Genomic DNA, 20,324 nt, shown 5'->3' with positions numbered 1-20,324 from the left:
GCGGGGGAAACGATGGCGTGCGCGCGCTGCCGTCGGTCCGACCCGACGCAACGCCGTCGCCCGATGACGCGGATGGAGCGAGCATCAGCGACACCAAGCTGAGCCGGCGCAAGGACGACCACCTGGACATCGTGCTGAATCGGCGAACGGCACGGGCCAAGGCCGCCGGCTGGGAGTACATCCGTTTCGAACACTGCGCATTGCCCGAGTTGGATCTGACGCAAATCGACCTCAGCGCCTCGCTGCTGGGCAAGACCATGCGCGCGCCTCTGCTGATCAGCTCCATGACCGGGGGCATGCCACGCGCGGAGTCCATCAACCGGCATCTGAGCGAGGCAGCGCAAGCCTTGGGGATCGCCATGTGCGTCGGTTCGCAGCGCGTGAGCCTGCAATCCCGCAACTCCCATGGGCTGACGCGCGCGTTGCGCCGCCTAGCCCCAGACATTCCCTTGCTGGCCAATATCGGCGCCGCGCAACTGCGCGAAGCCGACGGCCTGGACCTGGCGCGCCGGGCGGTGGATGCACTGGAGGCCGATGGACTCATCGTCCATCTCAATCCGCTGCAGGAAGCGGTACAGCCGGAAGGCGACCGCGACTGGCGCGGCGTCCTGGCGCAGATCGCTCGCGCCGCGCGCAGCGTCGGCGTGCCGATCGTGGCCAAGGAAGTGGGGTCGGGCCTGTCCGCCTCGGTGGCCCGTGCGCTCGTCGAGTCGGGCGTGGCGGTGATCGATGTCGCCGGCGCCGGCGGCACCAGCTGGGCCGCGGTGGAGGGCGAGCGCGCCCGCGATGCCGCCGACCGCGCAGTGGCAATGGCATTCGCGGATTGGGGGATTGCGACCCCGGCCAGCGTGCAGGCGATCCGTCGGGCGATGCCAGCGGTGAAGCTGATCGCGTCGGGCGGGATCAGCGACGGCGTCGACGTGGCCAAGGCCATCCGCCTGGGCGCGGACATCGCCGGGCAGGCGGCCGGCGTGCTGCGCGCGGCTACGCAATCCAGCGAGGCCGTTGTCGCGCATTTCGAGATCGTCATCCGCCAGTTGGCCGTCGCCTGCTTCTGCACCGGCTCGGCTGATCTTGCCGCGTTGCGTCAGGCGCGCTTGTTGCCCTCGGCGCATCTGCCCGCCGGTTGATGCAGGCGTCGCGCGCACGTGGCGGCGGGCGCCTAGTTTACTGAGTGAGAAAGTCTCGGAAGCGGGGGATTTGCGCTGGTCGCGGGCTTGTTCGGGTGCTGCTTCGTGATCAGGGAGGCGCCCCGCCATGCTCGAACGGACAGCCGAGAGTGAAGTTGTATTCGACGGCTATGTCGATGCTTTGATCAGGGTGATCGGTCACGCCGACCTAGCCGAGCCCCTGAAGGGGTCGGAACATGGTGCGCCGGGAGACCGGCAGGGAGTAGATGGTGCAAATCCATCGCAATAAAGGAGTCGCGATCCACATTGACCCCGAGTCAGCGCGGTCGGCCGTATGAACGAGAAGAGGGAAGCGATTTCAGCTGCCGGACGCGCCTGGATTTAACATTTCGAATTTCGGAGGGCTGATCGGGCGTCAGTTTCGGACGGCGTTCAACGTCGGGCGGCGCCAAATGCAGGATGATTGATCTCTTTACGTATCATAAGGCTGATGAATGATACGCAAACAGATCCTAACGTGTTGACTCGATCATTGGATAAGATACTCTGCCATATCATCTAGCGTTGGAATGGAACGTTGACGTATCATATGGACCCTCAATCGGAAATTCTACGCGAAATCGGTGGGGTGTTCAGACAGGCGAGGCTGGCCGCTGCGATGACGCAAGAGCAGGTCGCTGATTTGGCGGGTATATCCCGTCCCCGGTATCGCGACATCGAAAAGGGAGCCGCAGCCGCGCGTGCAACAACGCTCATGAATATCGCTCGCGCGCTCGGCCTGGAAATGATGCTGGTTCCGCAAGTCATGGTGCCGGCTGTCCAGGCTCTATTGCGTCCGCATGATGATGACGATCGACCCGCCTTTGTTTCTCAACCTGACGATGACGATCATGCCCCCAGTCTTTCGCGCACCTAACACGATCCCGTCGCTGGACGTGCTCTTGAACGCAGTGAAGGTCGGCACGATCGTCAGGACGCCGGGCGATTTCAATGCATTTAACTTCGATGAGGCCTACCGCGCGACGGGCGGCTTTCCGGTTCTGAGCCTGTCGTTCCGGGCAGCGACGGGAGGATTGCGGAAAGATCCGAAGCCTCTGGCAAGCGCCTTGCCCGCTTTCTTCGCGAACCTCCTGCCGGAGGAGAAATTGCGGGAGGCGATGGAAAGGCACCACGAAGGCAATGTGCGGCCAGGCAATGACTTCGATCTTTTAGCGGCACTAGGCGCCGATCTGCCGGGAGCCGTACGGGCGTTGCCCAGTGACGGCGCGATAGCGGTTTCGCAGGATGCTTCAAAGGATCAGCCCAAGGCACGGTTCTCGCTTGCCGGCGTGCAGATGAAGCTGTCGGTCATGAAGAACATTGGAAAAGGCGGCGGCCTTACCTTGCCGATGGACGACGAGCAGGGCCGGTACATTGCCAAGTTCCCTTCGACGGCCTTTCCGGGCGTTTCCGAGAACGAATTCGCTAACCTGGCGCTGGCAGCAGCAATCGGCATGGACGTTCCTGAATGCGAACTGGTCGAGAAGTCCGATTTTGAGGGCGTTCCCGAAGAATTCAACACGCTGTCTGACGGCAAGGTCCTTCTCGTCAAACGCTTCGATCGCGGCGCCGGTGGCGAGAGGATACACATCGAGGATTTCGCTCAGGTCTTCGGTGTCTACCCTTCGCGCAAATATGAGGGGGCTGCTTATCACGACATAGCCTTGGCTCTTGGCGTGGCCGTCTCGCCTACGGCGGCTCTCGAGTTCGTCCGCCGCCTGGCACTGACCGTCATCACCGGCAATGGCGACATGCACCTGAAAAACTGGTCTTTGATCTATCCCGGTAACGGCGACAAGCCGGCGCTTGCACCAATCTACGACCTCCTATCCACCGTGCCATATATTCCCGCCGACGCCATGGCGCTGTCGCTTGGAGGAGAGCGCTCGTTCAAGGCGCTGGCAGCACCGCGATGGAAAGCATTTGCGAACCGTGCACGGCTTCCGGAGCCAGCAGTCCTGAAGGCAGTGGTCGAGACGGTCAAACTCGTCAACGAGTACTGGTGGCGTCTGCCTGAGCGCGACGTTGTCGCAGCGAAAGTGCTCGAGCGGATCGACGGACATGTGAAGGCGATGACGCCGATACTGAACTCCTGTGCCGACAAGTGAGCCGAGACCCCCGAATTGCTGATATAGCGGGACCATCCGCCTGTGGCACCGGATGAGTGGCCGCGGACCGATGGTATGCCAGCGTCGCGCGCAGGATTCTACGCGGTCTCGACGAGGACACGCGAGACGAAGCACGTCAGCTCGCTGGCACAGAAATTTCGCAGCTTCCCGCAAGTAGGTTGAGATGCTGTTCGTCCACTTCAACATAACGACGCGGTGCAAACGAATTCGGTGACTGAGGATCGCGATCCGACGCTTTGTGTCGCCAATGTCGCGTCCGCTACACGGGCTGTTCCGACGATCCTTTCTTGGAACTCAAGCTAAACCCCTGAAAAGCAACCATGAAATTATTCTTCTGTTGGATCAGCCAAATTGGCATGAGTCTTGAGATCCTTAGGTGCGAGGCGGCTAGAGCTGCCCGACCGGCATTCAAGTCGCGGCAGCCGCGATGAATGGGAACGAAGGAAGGAAAGCTACATGTCAGGTTTGCGTCAGATCGCCTTTTACGGCAAGGGCGGCATCGGCAAGTCCACCACCTCCCAAAATACGCTCGCCGCCCTGGTCGACCTCGGGCAGAGAATCCTCATCGTCGGCTGCGACCCCAAAGCCGACTCCACCCGCCTGATCCTGAACGCGAAGGCGCAGGATACGGTCCTGCATCTCGCGGCAGAGGAAGGTTCGGTGGAAGACCTGGAACTCGCGGACGTGCTCAAGGTCGGCTACAAAGGCATCAAATGCGTGGAGTCGGGCGGACCCGAGCCAGGTGTCGGCTGCGCCGGCCGCGGCGTGATCACCTCGATCAACTTCCTCGAGGAGAACGGCGCCTACGACGATGTCGATTATGTCTCCTACGACGTGCTCGGGGATGTGGTGTGTGGCGGTTTCGCGATGCCGATCCGCGAGAACAAGGCCCAGGAAATCTATATCGTCATGTCCGGCGAGATGATGGCGCTCTATGCCGCCAATAACATCGCCAAGGGCATCCTGAAATACGCCCATTCGGGCGGCGTGCGGCTCGGTGGCCTGATCTGTAACGAGCGCCAAACCGACCGCGAGCTCGACCTCGCCGAAGCGCTGGCTTCCAGGCTCAATTCCAAGCTTATCCACTTCGTGCCGCGCGACAACATCGTCCAGCACGCCGAGCTCAGGAAGATGTCTGTGATCCAGTATGCGCCGGACTCGAAGCAGGCCGGGGAATACAGGGCGCTGGCCGAGAAGATTCACGGGAATTCGGGCCAGGGCACCATCCCGACCCCGATCACCATGGAGGAGCTCGAGGACATGCTGCTCGACTTCGGCATCATGAAGACCGACGAGCAGATGCTTGCCGAGCTTCAGGTCAAGGAAGCGGCCAAGGCGGCCGCACAGTAGCGACCGCTGCCGACATGAGGCGCGCCCTGACCTGGTGCGCCTTTCAAAGAACGGCGCCTCGTCGGTGAGGTGTCACCCTGAACCTTGAAAGGGGTCCCATGAGCCTGGAATACGAGAATGACGGTGCCCTCCATGCGAAGCTTATCGAGGAGGTGCTGTCGCAATATCCTGACAAGTCGGCGAAGCGCCGCAAAAAGCACCTCAGCGTTGCAAAGAGCGGCGACGAGGCTGGCGAGGAAAGCGAGGTCCTTTCCGAATGCGATGTCAAATCGAACATCAAGTCCATCCCCGGCGTGATGACGATTCGCGGCTGCGCCTATGCCGGCTCGAAAGGCGTGGTGTGGGGTCCAGTCAAGGATATGGTCCATATCTCGCACGGGCCGGTAGGCTGCGGGCAATATTCCTGGTCTCAACGCCGGAACTACTACGTCGGCACGACCGGCATCGACACGTTCGTCACGATGCAGTTCACCTCCGATTTCCAGGAGAAGGACATTGTTTTCGGCGGCGACAAGAAGCTGGAACGGATCATCGACGAGATCGAGGAACTGTTTCCGCTGAACAAGGGCATGACTGTGCAATCCGAATGCCCGATCGGCCTGATTGGCGACGACACCGAAGCTGTGTCCCGCAACAAGGCCAAGGAGCACGAGAAGACAATCGTGCCGGTGCGCTGCGAGGGCTTCCGCGGCGTCTCGCAATCCCTCGGCCACCACATCGCCAACGACGCGATCCGAGACTGGGTGTTCGAGAAGAAGGAAGTGGAGTTCGAGTCCGGCCCGTACGATGTCAATGTGGTCGGCGACTACAATATCGGCGGCGACGCTTGGGCTTCGCGCATCCTGCTTGAGGAGATGGGCCTGCGCGTGGTCGGCAACTGGTCGGGCGACGCTACGCTGGCCGAAATAGAGCGAGCGCCAAAGGCGAAGCTAAATCTCATCCATTGCTACAGGTCGATGAACTACATCTGCCGGCACATGGAGGAAAAGTATGGCATCGCCTGGATGGAGTACAATTTCTTCGGCCCCTCCCAGACCGAAGCCTCTCTGCGCAAGATAGCCAAGCACTTCGGGCCGGAAATCGAGGCCAACGCCGAGGGGGTCATCGCCAAATACCGGCCGCTGGTCGATGCGGTCATAGCCAAGTACCGGCCGCGCCTCGAAGGCAGGACGGTGATGCTCTATGTCGGCGGGCTGCGCCCCCGTCACGTCGTCACGGCATATGAGGACCTGGGCATGGTGATCGTCGGCACTGGCTACGAATTTGGCCATAACGACGACTATCAGCGTACCGGCCATTACGTGAAGAAGGGCACGCTGATCTATGACGACGTGACTGGTTACGAGCTGGAGAAGTTCATCGAGGGGATCCGTCCTGATCTCGTGGGCTCCGGCATCAAAGAGAAGTACCCGGTCCAGAAGATGGGGATACCATTCCGTCAAATGCATTCCTGGGATTATTCGGGCCCGTATCACGGCTACGACGGCTTTGCCATCTTCGCCCGCGATATGGATCTGGCCATCAACAACCCGGTCTGGGGCCTCTACGACGCACCCTGGAAGAAAAAAGCCGAGCCGTCGGCGGCGATCGCAGCCGAATGAAACCCGGCCTCCCGGAAGCCGGGACGCCCTTTAACGCCTGTGGCCGTTTGCCCGCGGGAGACCTGAAAACGTTTCGTCGTCCCTGTGCCGCCGTATGGCGGGCCAGGTGGACAAGAGGTAACCACCCATGCCGCAATCGGCTGAAAAAGTTCTCGACCACGCGCCCCTGTTCCGCGAGCCTGAATACAGGCAGATGCTCGCTGAGAAGAGGCTGAATTTCGAATGTCCCCACCCGGACCAGGTCGTTACCGACCAGCGCGAATTCACAAAGACGTGGGAATACCGCGACAAGAACCTTGCTCGCGAAGCGCTTGTCGTGAACCCCGCCAAGGCCTGCCAGCCGCTCGGCGCGGTGTTCGCGGCCGCAGGCTTCGAGCGAACCATGTCCTTCGTCCATGGCAGCCAGGGCTGCGTCGCCTATTACCGCTCGCACTTGTCGCGCCATTTCAAGGAGCCTGCTTCGGCGGTTTCCTCCTCGATGACCGAGGACGCGGCAGTGTTCGGCGGCCTGAAGAACATGGTCGATGGGCTCGCCAACACGTACCAACTTTACGACCCAAAGATGATCGCCGTCTCGACCACTTGTATGGCGGAGGTCATTGGCGACGACCTGCACAGCTTCATCGAGAACGCCAAGGACCAAGGCTCGGTCCCGCGCGACTTCGACGTGCCCTTCGCCCACACGCCGGCCTTCGTCGGTAGCCATGTCGACGGCTATGACGTTACGGTCAAGGGCATTTTGGAGCATTTCTGGAAAGGCGAGGAGCGCACGGAAGCCGAGGGGACCATTAATATCATTCCGGGCTTCGACGGTTTTTGCGTTGGCAACAATCGGGAACTCAAGCGCCTGCTCGATCTGATAGGCGTGTCCTATACCTTCATCCAAGACGCCTCTGACCAGTTCGACACGCCGTCCGACGGCGAATACCGCATGTACGACGGCGGCACGAAGATCGCAGACGTGAGGAAGGCACTCAACGCCGAGGCGACGCTGTCGCTGCAGCATTACAACACCCGAAAAACACTGGAGTATTGCGAGGGGGTAGGGCAGGCGACTGCCTCGTTCCATTACCCGCTCGGAGTTCAGGCGACCGACGACTTCCTGATGGAGGTCTCCGCGATTTCCGGCAAGCAAATCCCCGAGGCAATCCGCCTGGAGCGCGGCCGACTTGTTGACGCCATGGCCGACAGCCAATCCTGGCTGCACGGCAAGAAATACGCCATCTACGGCGATCCGGACTTTGTCTACGCCATGGCCCGCTTCATCATGGAAACGGGCGGCGAGCCGACCCATTGCCTCGCCACCAACGGCACGTCGGCATGGGAAGCCGAGTTGAAGGAGCTGCTTGCATCATCGCCCTTCGGCAACGGTGCTCAAGTCTGGGCGGGCAAGGACCTTTGGGCGATGCGCTCACTGCTCTTCACCGAGCCGGTGGACCTGCTGATTGGCAACTCCTATGGCAAGTATCTTGAGCGCGACACCGGCACGCCGCTGATCCGGCTGACGTTTCCGATCTTCGATCGCCACCATCACCATCGGTTTGCGCTCATGGGCTACCAAGGCGGATTGCGCGTCCTGACGACGATCCTCGACAAGATCTTCGACAAGCTCGATCGCGAGACAAGCGAGACGGGCGTGACGGACTATTCGTATGACCTCACCCGCTAAGCGTGACGGTCGGCTTGTGGCCGGTCGTCTTCCCGAGGGACCTTGGAGACCGACGCAATGTCCTTGCTCAGAGCCAAAATCCAGGATGTCTTCAACGAGCCTGCCTGCGAAAAGAACCGCGGCAAGGATGCCAAGGCGCGCAAGGAGGGCTGTTCGAAGCCACTGACCCCCGGGGCGGCGGCCGGCGGCTGTGCCTTCGATGGCGCCAAGATCGTGCTGCAGCCGATCACCGACGTTGCGCATTTGATCCATGCGCCGCTCGCCTGCGAGGGCAATTCCTGGGACAACCGCGGTGCGGCTTCGTCCGGGCCAGCCCTGTGGCGCACAAGCTTCACGACCGACCTCACCGAACTCGATGTTGTGATGGGGCAGGGCGAGCGGAAGCTTTTCAAAGCGATCCGCGAAATCAAGGAAGCGTATGGGCCGCCGGCGATCTTCGTCTATCCGACCTGCGTGACGGCGCTGATCGGCGACGACATCGAGGCCGTCTGCAAGCGCGCGGCGGAAAAGTTCGACCTGCCGGTGGTACCGGTCAATGCGCCGGGCTTCGTAGGCTCCAAGAGCCTCGGCAACAAGCTTGCCGGCGAGGCGTTGCTCGAGCATGTCATCGGCACGGTCGAGCCCGACGATGCCGGCCCTTACGACATCAACATTCTTGGCGAATTCAACCTCTCGGGCGAATTCTGGCTGGTGAAACCGCTCCTTGATCGGCTGGGCATCCGGGTGCGCGCCTGCATTCCGGGTGACGCACGTTACTTCGACATTGCCGGCGCGCACCGCGCCCGGGCGGCTATGATGGTGTGCTCGACCGCGCTCATCAATCTGGCCCGCAAGATGGAGCAGCGCTGGGACATCCCGTTTTTCGAGGGATCCTTCTACGGCATCACCGACACCTCGGAAGCACTCCGACAAATCTCTCAGCTGCTCGTGCAGAAGGGTGCCGATCCGGAGATCCTCGGCCGCACCGAGGTATTGATTGCAGAGGAAGAGGCGATCGCTTGGAAGAAGCTAGCCGCCTACCGGCCGAGGCTCGAAGGCAAGCGCGTGCTGCTCAACACCGGCGGTGTGAAGTCCTGGTCGGTCGTCCATGCCCTGATGGAGATCGGGATCGAGATCGTCGGCACCTCTATCAAGAAGTCGACCGTCGAAGACAAGGAGCGCATCAAGCAGATCCTCAAGGACGACAACCACATGTTCGAGCAGATGGCAGCGCGCGAGCTTTACGCCATGCTCTCCGAACACAAGGCCGATATCCTGCTATCAGGCGGGCGCACGCAATTCGTCGCGCTGAAGGCCAAGACACCCTGGCTGGATATCAACCAGGAGCGCCAACACCCTTACGCCGGCTATGACGGCATGGTGGAACTCGTACGCCAGATCGACATCGCCATTCACAACCCGATCTGGGGGCAGGTGCGGGAGCCGGCACCATGGGATTGCCAGCCTGCGGTGAGGGAGGAACGGCCGCGCACGAAAAGCGAGACCGCGACTTTGCATGTTGTCCAGGAATTCGCAGGCACGACGGCCGGCAATTTCGGCGAGTGTTGAGGAGAGTCGATGGTCCGCATCCTTCCCCAGACCAAAGCGGCGGCGGTCAATCCGCTGAAGTCATCGCAGCCATTGGGTGCCGCCTTGGCCTTTCTTGGCGTCGACGGCGCGATGCCGTTGTTCCACGGCAGCCAGGGGTGCACCAGCTTCGCCCTCGTGCTCTTCGTGCGACATTTCAAGGAAGCCATCCCCTTGCAGACGACGGCGATGGACGAGGTGGCGACGATCCTCGGCGGGGCGGACCATCTGGAACAGGCGATACTCAACCTCAAGGCCCGCACAAAGCCAACGCTGATCGGGGTTTGCACGACCGCGCTGGTGGAAACCCGGGGCGAAGACTGCGCAGGAGTTATCGCCAATATTAGGCTGAAGCGCACCAAAGAACTCGCGGGTACGGAGGTGGTGCTAGCCAACACACCGGATTTCGACGGCGCGATCGAAGAGGGCTGGGCCAAGGCTGTCACCGCTATGATCGAAAGGATTACGCGGCCCGGCGAGCAGGCGCGGCAGTCGAAGAAAATCGTGATCCTGCCTGGCTGGAACCTCACTGTGGCTGACATCGAGCATTTGCGTGAGATGGTTGAAAGCTTTGGACTGAGGCCCGTGATTCTGCCGGACGTCTCCGGCTCGCTCGACGGTGCGGTGCCCGACCGCTGGGTCACGACCACCTATGGCGGCACCAGCGTCGAGGATATCCGCGAGCTTGGCACGGCTGTGCAATGCGTCGCCATCGGTGAGCATATGCGCCGCCCGGCCGAGCTGCTGCATAGGTTGACCGGCGTGCCTTACGTGCTGTTCCGGTCGCTGACTGGATTGAGCGACGCCGACCGGTTCGTCTCGCTGCTATGCGCGATTTCGGGCGCGGCAGCGCCGGCTGGGGTGCGCCGTCGCCGGGCGCAGTTGCAGGACGCATTGCTCGACGGACATTTCCACTTTGGAGGCAAGAAAATTGCGATCGCTGCTGAACCAGACCAACTCTACCAACTCGCGAGCTTCTTCATCGGCATGGGCTCCGAAATCGCGGCGGCGGTCACAACGGCCGCTATGTCGAAAATTCTGGAGGAAGTACCGGCGCAGGCGGTTCAGATCGGCGATCTCGGCGATTTGGAAGCTCTCGGCGCCGGCGCTGATCTTTTCGTTACTCATTCCCACGGCCGCCAGGCGGCGCAGCGTCTCGGCATTCCGCTCATGCGGGTCGGCTTCCCGATCTTCGACCGGCTCGGGAGCCAGCACAAGCTCACAATTCTCTACCAGGGGACCCGCGACCTGATCTTCGAGGTCGCCAACATTTTTCAAGCCAACCGGCACGCGCCGACGCCTGAGGCGCTTGACCCACTCCGTAAGAGAGAAATCACAGATGAGCTCCGTTCGTCGCCTCTCGCTCGTCACTGACGAGGTTCGCGCACCGGCGCCGAAACGCCAAGCCGGCGCATTGCGCGTAGCGATCGCCACCCAGGACATGAAGAACCTCAACGCCCATTTCGGTTCGGCCAGGTGCTTTGTTGTCTACGACGTGGGACGCGAGGAGTGGAATCTCATCGAAGCCGTAGCCTTCGATGACGTTTCCGACGAGAGCGAGAAGCACCGAACTGAGGGCGATGACCGCATCACGCCGAAGGTGGAGGCGCTGAAGGGCTGTCATCTCCTGTTTTGTCTGGCGATCGGCGGACCTTCGGCGGCCAAACTTGTTTCGGCAAAAATTCATCCGATCAAAGTGCCGCAGCCCGAAACTATCCAAGAGGTGCTGTTGCGCACGCAGATGATGCTCAGGACGTGTCCTCCCCCTTGGCTGCGCAAGGTGCTGGCGCAGGCAGGTGTCGCCAAACAGAAACCGTCCTTCGAGGACGAGCAGTGAAATGAGGAGTGGGCGAAATGTCTGATGCCGAGTTTAGCCCTGCCGCCACCGAGGACGAGGCGGCCCTTGCCACCCCGTTCGCCAAATGCCTCGTGCGGCTGATCCGTGCCAATGATTCCCACGGGTCATGGGAAGGCAAATCGGACGCCGAGCTGCTGGGCGACTTCATTATCACCAGGCAACAGCGCCGTGCAATTCCGATCATCGGCGATCCCGATCCGGACGTGCTGTGGAGGCTCGATAAGTTCTACACCGCCGTCGGGCTTGCGATTGAGGAACGCTCCGGCCTGATGGCATCGCCGATGATGGAGATGAGCCACGAGGGCTTCGGGCGCGTGCTCTTCACGGCCGGGCGACTGGTCGTTCTGTCCAAGACCCTGCGCGACGTCCATCGGTTCGGCTTCGAGACGTTCTGGAAACTCGCCGCGGCCGGTACCCAACTGGCCGGCGATGCAACCGCAGCCATTGAGGCTTATCCCGAGGTGGCGCGGGCGTGATGGAACCGATTTTCGATCGAGGGGATCATGTCAGGCCTTGAGGACATGCGATGGCCAGCCCTCTCAATCGAGGCGGTCGAGGCCGATATGGTTCTTGGGGTAGCGCTGATGAAGCCAGTGGTCTTGATCTGTTCGCAAGATGCGGAGCTGTATCTGTTCCTCAGCCACATTCTGGGGGTGGACGGCTTCACGAGTGAGCCGGCAGGAGGCGTTAAGGAAGCACTTGCATTGGCCGATCAACGGGAGCTCCAGGCGGTTGTCCTGGACTGCGGGCCAGCAAGCGCGGCAGGCTCCACAATCTGCGCCCGGTTCAAGGGGGAGCCCCGGACCGGCCGCCTGCCCGTCGTTGCGTTGATCGCGCCAGGCGCCGAGAACCAGCACCTCGATCTCTTGAAGGCAGGGATTGACGAGAGCTTTGTGCGGCCCTTCGCGCCGGCCAAGCTGCTTGACTGTCTACGCACGAAGCTGGCGCTGCCACAGCCGGGTTCAAACGGGATAAAAAACGGCAGCTGGCTCAGTTGCGGCAGCCTTGAGATGAAGCTCGATGCTCACCGGGTTCGAGGTAATGGCCACGACATCCATCTCGGACCTCTCGAATTCAACCTACTGCGGCAATTTCTTGAGGCTCCCGGCAAGGTCTTCAGCCGAGACGAGCTGATCGACGCGGCCTGGCCGGACAATATCCATGTCGGTGAACGCACGGTCGACGTCCATATCAGCCGGATCAGAAAGGCGCTGAAGGCGGCCTCGCCAGGTAGCGTCATTCGTACCGTCAGGTCTGCCGGCTACTCGCTTGAGAAGCTGGACGACTGAAGCGCGAACGGATGGTGTGCCACTCTCCATCTTCGTTGGAAGGCAAGCCTTGCGGCTTCGAAACGCGCTACGGGCGCGACATACTCAGGGGGAAGCAGTCAGATGGCCTTCAAAAGCCTACTCAGTGTAGCGGGAACTGACCACTCCGACCGCGACGTCAGAACAGCTGCAAGCTTGTGCGCCGAGGTCGGCGCACATTTGTCCGTTCTGATTATGTCGCCTCCGCCTCTCGTTATGTCGCCTCCGCCGCTGGGTGATGGCATCCCCGAGTGGCCTGGACAACGCGCCCACGCCATTGCCGCACTGGAAAAACGGTACAGGCAAATCGAGAGATTTTCACAGGACACGGCCACTTGGGAAAAAACATCCCAGGGAATTCACAAACTGCTGAGAGCCACGTGGCGGTGCTATGATGTCGATATTGCCAACTGCGATCAGGCCAGCATCGGTGACGCGGTGCGACAGCGGGCGATATGCACCGACCTGACAATCGTCGGCCCCGCACTTCTCAACGATGTTAACGTCGGTCCCCTTGTTATCAACGGCAGCCTGTTCGACACCGGAAAGCCGGTTCTTGTCGTGCCAGAGGGCGCTGAGGCGACTCTGTCTCCACGGCGCGTCCTGGTCGGCTGGGATTCGCGAGTCGAAGCGTCCCGTTCGGTTCGGGAAGCGCTGGATCTGCTATCCGGTGCTGAGGAAGTTCGTGTCGCACTCGTCGATCCGGAGGCGACCTGCACCGGAAACGGCGCCGAGCCGGGAGCCGACATCGCTGCCTATCTCACTCGGCACGGTGCTCGGGTTTCGGTCGACCGGCTGGCGAGCCGCGGCAAACCGGTGGCCACGGTGCTAGCGCAGCACGCAATCGACACGTCTGCCGACGTGATCGTCATGGGCGCTTATGGCAGCCGCCGGCTGCGCGAGCGGCTCTTCGGTGGCGTGACAAGATGGATAGTTGGCAAGCCGCCATTGCCGCTGTTTTTGGCTCGCTGACTGGTTCCGCAGTAGCACCGATGCTGTTCCAAGCTCTACTCCCCTTGGTCACCCTGATGCGAAGTCGGAGAAAGGTCGCCGGAAACGAGCAAGTTTCGCGAAGCTCATAAGCAACTTGCAAGCGCCGGCGCGAAGAACATTGCCGGACGCCTCTAACGCGCTCGGTGTCTGCTCGCCGAGACAAGGTAACGCGCAGACAAACGGCCGGGCTGAGGCCCAGGCGTCCTCAATGCGCTCAAAACACCAATACTCGAGCCGGCGTCAGGTCGAGAAAGAGAGTCGTTTCAGCGCGGCAGGCCGCGTTCGGACCGTAGCCTCATCGTATTGGCGTTATCACGATTTCCCTCACCACTGGCCGGGAACGGAACACGCAACGACCGTGCAGCGGCCAAGGCACCGACCTTCGAGTCCGACGGTCGCGCTCTTGCCGGCCCTCGGCGCGAACGGTGGCATCAATCACGTGCCATCGCCTGGGATGGTAGCCGGGTCAGCGGCGAGGGCGGCTGCATCTTCGGAATTTTCAGTCTGCCCGGCCCACCGCGTGGCGACCGAGTGGCCTTGAGGCCGGTCAATTCCCACAACGCTCACATTCGCACCAGGCGGTCCCTATAGGGCCTGTGCACAGGGACACAGAACAACAAAAGTAGGAATCCGGGAGAGTCACCGGCCCGGCACGCCGGCACTCATCCTGGCCTCTTCGCCACGATCATCATCTGGCGATGACGGTACTCGCGACCCGCAGCCGGACATGACGGGCGTCGTCGTGAAGAACTCCTGCGTCGCCACCGGGAATTCAAGCGCAAAGCGGAAGAGGTAGGGCAGAGGCGATGCTCGGATGGAGCGGCGCCTGCAATCGCAATGGCGTTGCGCTACCACCTGAGCGACCGAAACGGCAAGAAGCTAAAGCAAGGCTTGCGGCGGGACGATGAGACGAGGCTGGCGGTAGCCAACGGTCATGCATCTGTTCGTCCCTATGTCGAGACGTCCGTGGCCACGCTTCTGTGCCGACGGGAAGCGGGTGATGCGTGTCCAAGACCTGACAGTGGCAGAAAACATGTCGCGACTAATACAACCGCCTACCTCGGCGCCCCGGAAGCTTTTTTAGTATTATCAAGCGTTTACCGCACGCTGAGCGCGTTGGCACGGCCTTTGCGAATTGAGATTCAGCAAAACTGAGTGAAGGCTGACTGCACGCAGATGCGCAAGACGAGCGATGGTCTCTCTTCGCTGAACCCTCGTGCCCCGTCTCAAAGAGGGAACAAGCTTGCGCATGAGGTCACGCAACCTTTGGCAACAGCTTTGGAGGGCAAGATGATGTTGCGGATGGGGTCTCCGGCTCCTTCGATCAAAGTGGAGGACTGGCTGCGTGGCGAGCCCCTTGCGGACTTCCAGCCCGGCAAAGTCTATATCGTCGAATTTTGGGCAACTTGGTGCGAACTATGTGCGGCGGAGATGCTCGAGCTGATGCGGCTACAGGAGAAATACAGGGACAGCGGACTTGAGGTCGTCGGGATCGCGGCTGATGAAGACGCTCCAACGGCCGTCGAGGCCCGGACCAAGTTGGACGCGTGGTTGGCCGAAAAGTGCCCGGATCTGAATCATCGGATTGCGTTCGACTTCACAGGCGAAATGAGGAAACTTTGGAGGGAACCCAGCTTTTGCGTCGGGGTTCCGACCTCGTTCGTAGTCGACCGAGACGGCTGTATCGCCTTTATCGGTCATCCGAGCCAACTCGGTGAGGTTTTGCCGAAAGTGCTCAACGGCAGCTGGCGTACCAGCAAGAAGGCGAAAGCCGCCGATCATGAGCGGATCGCCACAAGCGAACCCCTGGCGCGCGAACAAGCGTTGAAGAAGCCGATCGATGACAGGTTCTGGGCGGCGGTGAAGTTGGAAGATTGGAAGACGGCGCTCTGGGCGATCGAAGAGGGCATTGCCTTGATGCCGGACGACCTCAATTTCCGCCTGGCTCATGCACATCTGTTGCTTCACAAAATTCAAGACATGTGGACCGGTTTGCCCGTGATGCGCGAATTGGTTCGCGACGCGATCGACAAAAATTCCGAGGATTGGATGGTTTCCGCGCTAGACCAACTTTTCCATCCGGCCAATGGCCATTCGCGCCTTCCTTCTGCTGAGCGCTTTGCGATGGGCAAGGAGCTGTCCGAACACATCCTGGCGCTGAATCCCCCGCAAGGCGACAGTCCTAAGTTCCGGTCCTATCCCGCGGTCGCCCGATACTATCATAAGAACGGCAACAATGATCGCGCGATCGAGTTGGTCGAACTGGCACTGACGTCGCTAGACGGTCCGGACCCTATCCCGGCCGAAGTGAAAGAGCAGCATCTGCCGGATTTGCTGCAGGCCCTCGCCAAGTACAGGGGTGCGAAGGCGTGTTGCGGCGCTCTCTTTGCGGCTCCGCAAAACAATTTCGCGAAGGTGCCAAAGCGCGGTCGGCCGAGGAGGAAAGATAAAAAAGGGTAATTGGTCGAAATGGCTTACTGGCCAATTCGTCCATTTCCCTGGTGTGGCCGCAGCAAGGAGGGTCCATGCAGCACTTGGTCGAACCTTTGCAGCAGGATCGAGGCTCGAATCTTCATGGCCTCGGGCCGCATGGCGGCGGAAGCGATGTTCGACGCGAATTCGATGGAAGACTTCGCAGTCGAGGACGTGTTCAAGGTCGGACCGAGGGACATCAATTGCGTGGAATCAGCGGCGCCGAGCCGGGCGTCGGCTGCGCAAGTGTGCCCGAAGTAGGCGTCCCAGAAAACAGACGTCGTGCTTCGAGGGATAGGACTGAAATGAGGAGAAGGCGAAATGTCTGATGCCGCGGTCAGCCTGGCTGTCAACGAGGACGAGGCGGCCCTTGCCTTGCCTTTTGCGAGATGCCTCGTGCGGCTGATCCGTGCTCAGGATGCCTCCGGGTCACGGGAAGGCAAATCCGACGCCGAACTGCTGGGCGACTTCATCATCATCAGAAAACAGCGCCGTGCGATCCCCATCATCGGCGATCCCGATCCGGACGTGCTGTGGAGGCTCGATATGTTCTACACGGCCGTCGGGCTTTGGATCGAGGAACGCTCCGGCCTGATGACATCGCCAACGATGGAGATGAAACCCATGGGGCTTCGGACTTGCTTTTCACGGCCGGGCGCTTGGTCGCTCTGTCGAGACATCCACCGGTTCGGCTTCGAGACGTCAGGAAGCTCGCGGAGGCCGGTACGAACTTGGTCGACGATGCGACTGCAGCATTGAAGCCTATCCCGACGTGGCACGGGCGTGAAGAAACCGATTTCGAGGAACGATTTATGTCAAACCTAGATGAGATGGGGACGAAAGTTCGAAAGCTTCAGCTGCGCGCGGCAGTTGCCAAGATGAGATTGCGCGGCCTTGCAGAGGATCTCCCGAGAAAATGGCGGGAGATAGAGGAAGTTGCCGAGGAAACGTCCGCCGTTTTTGCCGAGTTGGATGGTGCCAAGAGAGAGCTCGCTGCAATGAAGAAGTTACGATGACGAGCACATTCACCACCCGCGACGGCTCCGGATGGATGCCGGAATATCTCACCGCTATCGATGACACGACCTGCATCGGTTGCGGCCGCTGTTTCAAGGTCTGCTCGCGCGAGGTCATGCACCTTCACGGCGTCGATGATGCGGGTGAAATCCTCGGCGCCTGCGACGGCGAAGACGACGATTTCGATGGCGAGCTCAATCGCATGATCATGGTCGTCGATCATGCCGGCCGCTGCATTGGCTGCGGGGCCTGCGCCCGCGTCTGCCCGAAGAACTGCCAGACCCATGTTGCGGCCGACAAGATCGCAGCCTGATCTGAGGAGACAAAACCAGGAGAACGGTTTGCCCTTTAGATTCTTTTGTTGCCTCCTGGGAATGGTCCTGTGCAGCACCGCTCTGACCGTCTACTTCGTTTTTCGTTCCATCGGCACAGTAGTCGTCACGACGCTGGCTTGTTGGCTGCTCCTTCAGCTGGCGTATTTCGCAAGCGTGCTCTTTCTGATCTGGCGGTCTGGCTGCGTTAGCCGAGCTGGCCAAAGGGCTGAGCATTTCGACAGTTGCAAAGAAGTTGGATCCGAGCCGCCAGACCTTGATGAGGTGACGAATGAATCCGCAGATTTGCTCCAGCGCGATCAAATGCTGGCCATATCGCTGCTGCTGCCTTGAGGCCCCATGACAAGGCAGTGCTCAAGCTGGCGCCACTTTGGACCAACCATAAACATTGAGCAGATATTAGAAGGCAATACTGTGCTTGAGGAGTCAATGGTGACCGCAATCCTGTCATTCTAGTTAATCCAGAAGATGCAGTTCTTGAATGCCATAACGCATTGGGGTAGTCTCTCGCACGCCGGCGTGCGGTTGCAACTCTCAATGACGAACGAGGTGCTGGAAATAGTAATGGGACTCGGCTGGCGCCGGATAATGCAGATGACGTCAAATCAAAGACGCCTCTAGAATGAATCGTGAATGGCTAATTCAGCTCCATCGCGTGTTGCCGGAGAGAAAATGCTGGAAAAGTCCGAACGGCTATCCGCTCACATTTGGACGCACGCCCATCGAGAAGCTCGACCGCCTCTCCAAGCATCCAGGGGGAAAGGTGGAAATCTACGCCAAGCGCGAGGACTGCAACTCCGGTCTTGCGTTAGGCGGAAACAAGCTCAGCAAGCTCGAATACATCATCCCCGACGCGATCGCGTCAAATGCCGATACGCTTGTCTCCATCGGCGGCGTGCAGTCCAACCACACGCGGATGGTCGCCGCGGTCGCCGCCAAGATCGGCATGAAAGCCTCCTGGTTCAGGAGAGCTGGGTACCACATGAGGATGCCGTCTACGACCGGGTCGGCAACATTCTCTTGAGCCGGATCATGGGAGCAGAGGTGCGCCTGGTCGACGATGGCCTTGACATCGGTTTCCGCCGCAGTTGGGAACAGGCGCTCAATGAGGTTAAATCAAGGGGCGGAACGCCCTACGCGATACCGGCCGGGGCCTCAGTTCACAAATATGGCGGGCTTGGGTATGTCGGGTTCGCGGAGGAGGTGCGCGCCCCTCGGGAAAAACAGCTTGGGTTTGGCTTCGACTACATCGTCGTTTGCACGGTCACAGGCTCGACGCATGCCGGCATGCTCGTTGGATTCGCCAAGGACGGTCGACAGCGCAACGTGCTCGGTATCGATGCCTCCGCCACCCCCGCCCAGACCAAAGCGCAGGTGCTAAACATTGCCCGGGATACTGCGAACCTCGTCAAGCTTGGCATGGAAATCGTCGAGGATGACGTGGTGTTGCTCGAGGGGACGCTTATCCCCTGTTCTGGCATCCCGTCCGAGGAAAGGAAGGAGGCCATCCGCATCTGTGCGCGGCTCGAAGGTATGATTACCGATCCCGTTTACGAGGGCAAATCGATGCAAGGGATGATCGGCCTCGTCCCGAAAGGCTTTTTTGCCGAAGGTTCGAGGGTCCTTTTCGCGCATCTCGGCGGTGCGCCGGCGATCAACGGCTACAGTTACACCTTTTGCAACGGCTGACCCGTACAAGCAACGACCCGGCTGGGTGTCCCCCGCGACCGCTGCCGGCCGTGGAGCTGATGCATCTGGAGCGGTCGGCGCCACGTCTGATCGGCGCCCTTCTTGGCCGTGAGGGTTGGCAGGTAAACCACAAACGTGTGTTGCGGGTAATGGGGAGGATAATCTTTTATGTTTGCGCACTCGGCCATTTGTGCCGCGCACTACGGATTCCCGGCACAGCTGGCGGGTGATGCCGAACCTTGCCAGAGGCATGGAACTGACAGGTATCAACCAGCTTTGGGTCGCTGACATCACATATTTGCACCTTGCCGAGCAGTTCGCCTATCTGGCGGTTGCGCTCGATGCATTGAGTCGCAAGGTCATCGGATGGACGCTCGAACTCCGCCGGGCTAGCCTTGCTGTCGATGCCCTAAAAATGGCCATCTCCGCACGTGATCCGGTTCCCGGCAGTTTGATCCATCATTCTGACCGCGGCGCCCAATACGCTTGCGCCAGCTATTCTGATATCCTCCATGGGCACGGGATCCACCCGAGCTTGAGCCATGTGGGGAACCCTTATGATAACGCACGCGCGGAAAGCTTCATGAAAACCTTGAAGCAGGAAGAAGTCGCAGGAGTGGCTATCGCGATGCACCAGATGCGCGGCGACGTATCGCGAGCTTCATTGAAGATGTCTACAATCGGCAACGGCTGCATTCAGCACTCGACTATCTCACCCCTGAAGAATAAGAAAAGACCTTACACCATTGGAAAATGCCGCATTTGAATTCACGAGCATGGAGTTGTCTCGCAATTTCTCTGTCTCACAATGGGTGCACTCCAGCTTGTCCGCGATTTACTGAAACGGCTGTCCCAATTTAGTGAAATCCGCAACATCAACACGATCCGCGCCTGGCTCGGCCACGTGTCGTTGGGCACCACGCATATTTACGCCGAGGTCGACTTGGAAATGAAGCCAAGGCGTTGGCCAGGGTCTATATCAGCGGCCTGAGGAAGCCACCTCGGCAACGTTCTCTGCCGTCATTGATGGCATTCCTGAAAGCCTTGTAGGCAACAACCATCACTTCTTCTTATGCTGGCTCGAGCCAGGGAAATCGCTGAGATCCCTGGCTCATCCCTGCAGCCGCAACATAAATTGGCCGGAACATAACGACTGTAGCCGTAGCCGTTCG

The 20,324-nt window shown here is 60.4% G+C and carries 17 protein-coding genes and 2 pseudogenes; all 19 read left to right on the top strand.

What is annotated here, in order from left to right; translation table 11 throughout:
• The first annotated feature begins 26 nt into the window (after positions 1-26).
• Positions 27-1,130, top strand: coding sequence for a type 2 isopentenyl-diphosphate Delta-isomerase (fni, locus tag NKI49_RS17800; RefSeq protein ID WP_502899538.1), 1,104 nt, complete (start codon positions 27-29; stop codon positions 1,128-1,130).
• Between the two features lie 589 nt (positions 1,131-1,719).
• Complete coding sequence (locus tag NKI49_RS17795; protein WP_352603641.1) at positions 1,720-2,046, top strand: helix-turn-helix domain-containing protein; 327 nt, start codon at positions 1,720-1,722, stop codon at positions 2,044-2,046.
• Complete coding sequence (locus NKI49_RS17790; protein WP_352603639.1) at positions 2,021-3,277, top strand: type II toxin-antitoxin system HipA family toxin; 1,257 nt, start codon at positions 2,021-2,023, stop codon at positions 3,275-3,277. Before NKI49_RS17795 ends, NKI49_RS17790 begins: the two co-directional genes overlap by 26 nt.
• Positions 3,278-3,754: 477 nt before the next feature.
• Positions 3,755-4,648 carry a nitrogenase iron protein gene (nifH, locus tag NKI49_RS17785; RefSeq protein WP_023706403.1) on the top strand — a complete coding sequence of 298 codons (894 nt, stop codon included), beginning with the start codon at positions 3,755-3,757 and terminating at the stop codon, positions 4,646-4,648.
• A 98-nt stretch (positions 4,649-4,746) separates the two neighbouring features.
• Entirely contained in the window at positions 4,747-6,249 is a 1,503-nt protein-coding gene (gene nifD, locus NKI49_RS17780) for a nitrogenase molybdenum-iron protein alpha chain (RefSeq protein ID WP_352603553.1), read from the top strand.
• A 127-nt stretch (positions 6,250-6,376) separates the two neighbouring features.
• Positions 6,377-7,918, top strand: coding sequence for a nitrogenase molybdenum-iron protein subunit beta (gene nifK, locus NKI49_RS17775; protein WP_352603551.1), 1,542 nt, complete (start codon positions 6,377-6,379; stop codon positions 7,916-7,918).
• A gap of 57 nt (positions 7,919-7,975) precedes the next feature.
• Positions 7,976-9,466, top strand: coding sequence for a nitrogenase iron-molybdenum cofactor biosynthesis protein NifE (gene nifE / locus NKI49_RS17770; protein WP_352603549.1), 1,491 nt, complete (start codon positions 7,976-7,978; stop codon positions 9,464-9,466).
• Positions 9,467-9,475: 9 nt separating this feature from the next.
• Positions 9,476-10,858 (top strand): nitrogenase iron-molybdenum cofactor biosynthesis protein NifN, encoded by a 1,383-nt coding sequence (gene nifN, locus NKI49_RS17765; RefSeq protein WP_352603547.1) that lies wholly within the window; start codon positions 9,476-9,478, stop codon positions 10,856-10,858.
• Positions 10,824-11,321: a nitrogen fixation protein NifX gene (gene nifX, locus NKI49_RS17760; protein WP_352603545.1), complete on the top strand. Its 498-nt coding sequence runs from the start codon at positions 10,824-10,826 to the stop codon at positions 11,319-11,321. The genes nifN and nifX overlap by 35 nt, the downstream gene beginning before the upstream one ends.
• A gap of 17 nt (positions 11,322-11,338) precedes the next feature.
• Positions 11,339-11,818, top strand: coding sequence for a NifX-associated nitrogen fixation protein (locus tag NKI49_RS17755; protein ID WP_352603543.1), 480 nt, complete (start codon positions 11,339-11,341; stop codon positions 11,816-11,818).
• A gap of 27 nt (positions 11,819-11,845) precedes the next feature.
• A complete protein-coding gene (locus NKI49_RS17750) occupies positions 11,846-12,631 on the top strand; it encodes a winged helix-turn-helix transcriptional regulator (RefSeq protein WP_352603541.1) in 786 nt (261 codons plus the stop codon).
• Positions 12,632-12,733: 102 nt separating this feature from the next.
• Positions 12,734-13,621 (top strand): universal stress protein, encoded by an 888-nt coding sequence (locus NKI49_RS17745; protein WP_352603539.1) that lies wholly within the window; start codon positions 12,734-12,736, stop codon positions 13,619-13,621.
• A 1,311-nt stretch (positions 13,622-14,932) separates the two neighbouring features.
• Positions 14,933-16,102, top strand: a complete 1,170-nt coding sequence (locus NKI49_RS17740) for a TlpA disulfide reductase family protein (RefSeq protein ID WP_352603638.1) — start codon at positions 14,933-14,935, stop codon at positions 16,100-16,102.
• Positions 16,103-16,435: 333 nt separating this feature from the next.
• Positions 16,436-16,901, top strand: a pseudogene (locus NKI49_RS17730) (NifX-associated nitrogen fixation protein).
• A gap of 25 nt (positions 16,902-16,926) precedes the next feature.
• Complete coding sequence (locus NKI49_RS17725; RefSeq protein WP_352603537.1) at positions 16,927-17,130, top strand: CCE_0567 family metalloprotein; 204 nt, start codon at positions 16,927-16,929, stop codon at positions 17,128-17,130.
• On the top strand, positions 17,127-17,444 hold the full coding sequence (fdxB, locus tag NKI49_RS17720) for a ferredoxin III, nif-specific (RefSeq protein WP_352603535.1): 318 nt from the start codon (positions 17,127-17,129) through the stop codon (positions 17,442-17,444). The genes NKI49_RS17725 and fdxB overlap by 4 nt, the downstream gene beginning before the upstream one ends.
• Positions 17,353-17,796: an exopolysaccharide production repressor protein gene (locus NKI49_RS17715; RefSeq protein WP_352603533.1), complete on the top strand. Its 444-nt coding sequence runs from the start codon at positions 17,353-17,355 to the stop codon at positions 17,794-17,796. Before fdxB ends, NKI49_RS17715 begins: the two co-directional genes overlap by 92 nt.
• Positions 17,797-18,135: 339 nt before the next feature.
• Positions 18,136-19,152 (top strand): annotated as a pseudogene (locus tag NKI49_RS17710) (1-aminocyclopropane-1-carboxylate deaminase).
• A gap of 229 nt (positions 19,153-19,381) precedes the next feature.
• Positions 19,382-19,918 (top strand): transposase, encoded by a 537-nt coding sequence (locus NKI49_RS33400; RefSeq protein WP_502899535.1) that lies wholly within the window; start codon positions 19,382-19,384, stop codon positions 19,916-19,918.
• Positions 19,919-20,324 lie beyond the last annotated feature (406 nt).

This window comes from Mesorhizobium sp. M0587, from assembly GCF_040320945.1.
GTDB lineage: Bacteria > Pseudomonadota > Alphaproteobacteria > Rhizobiales > Rhizobiaceae > Mesorhizobium.
The sequence above is the reverse complement of the archived record's forward strand: the minus strand, read 5'-3'. Positions and strand labels throughout refer to the sequence as shown.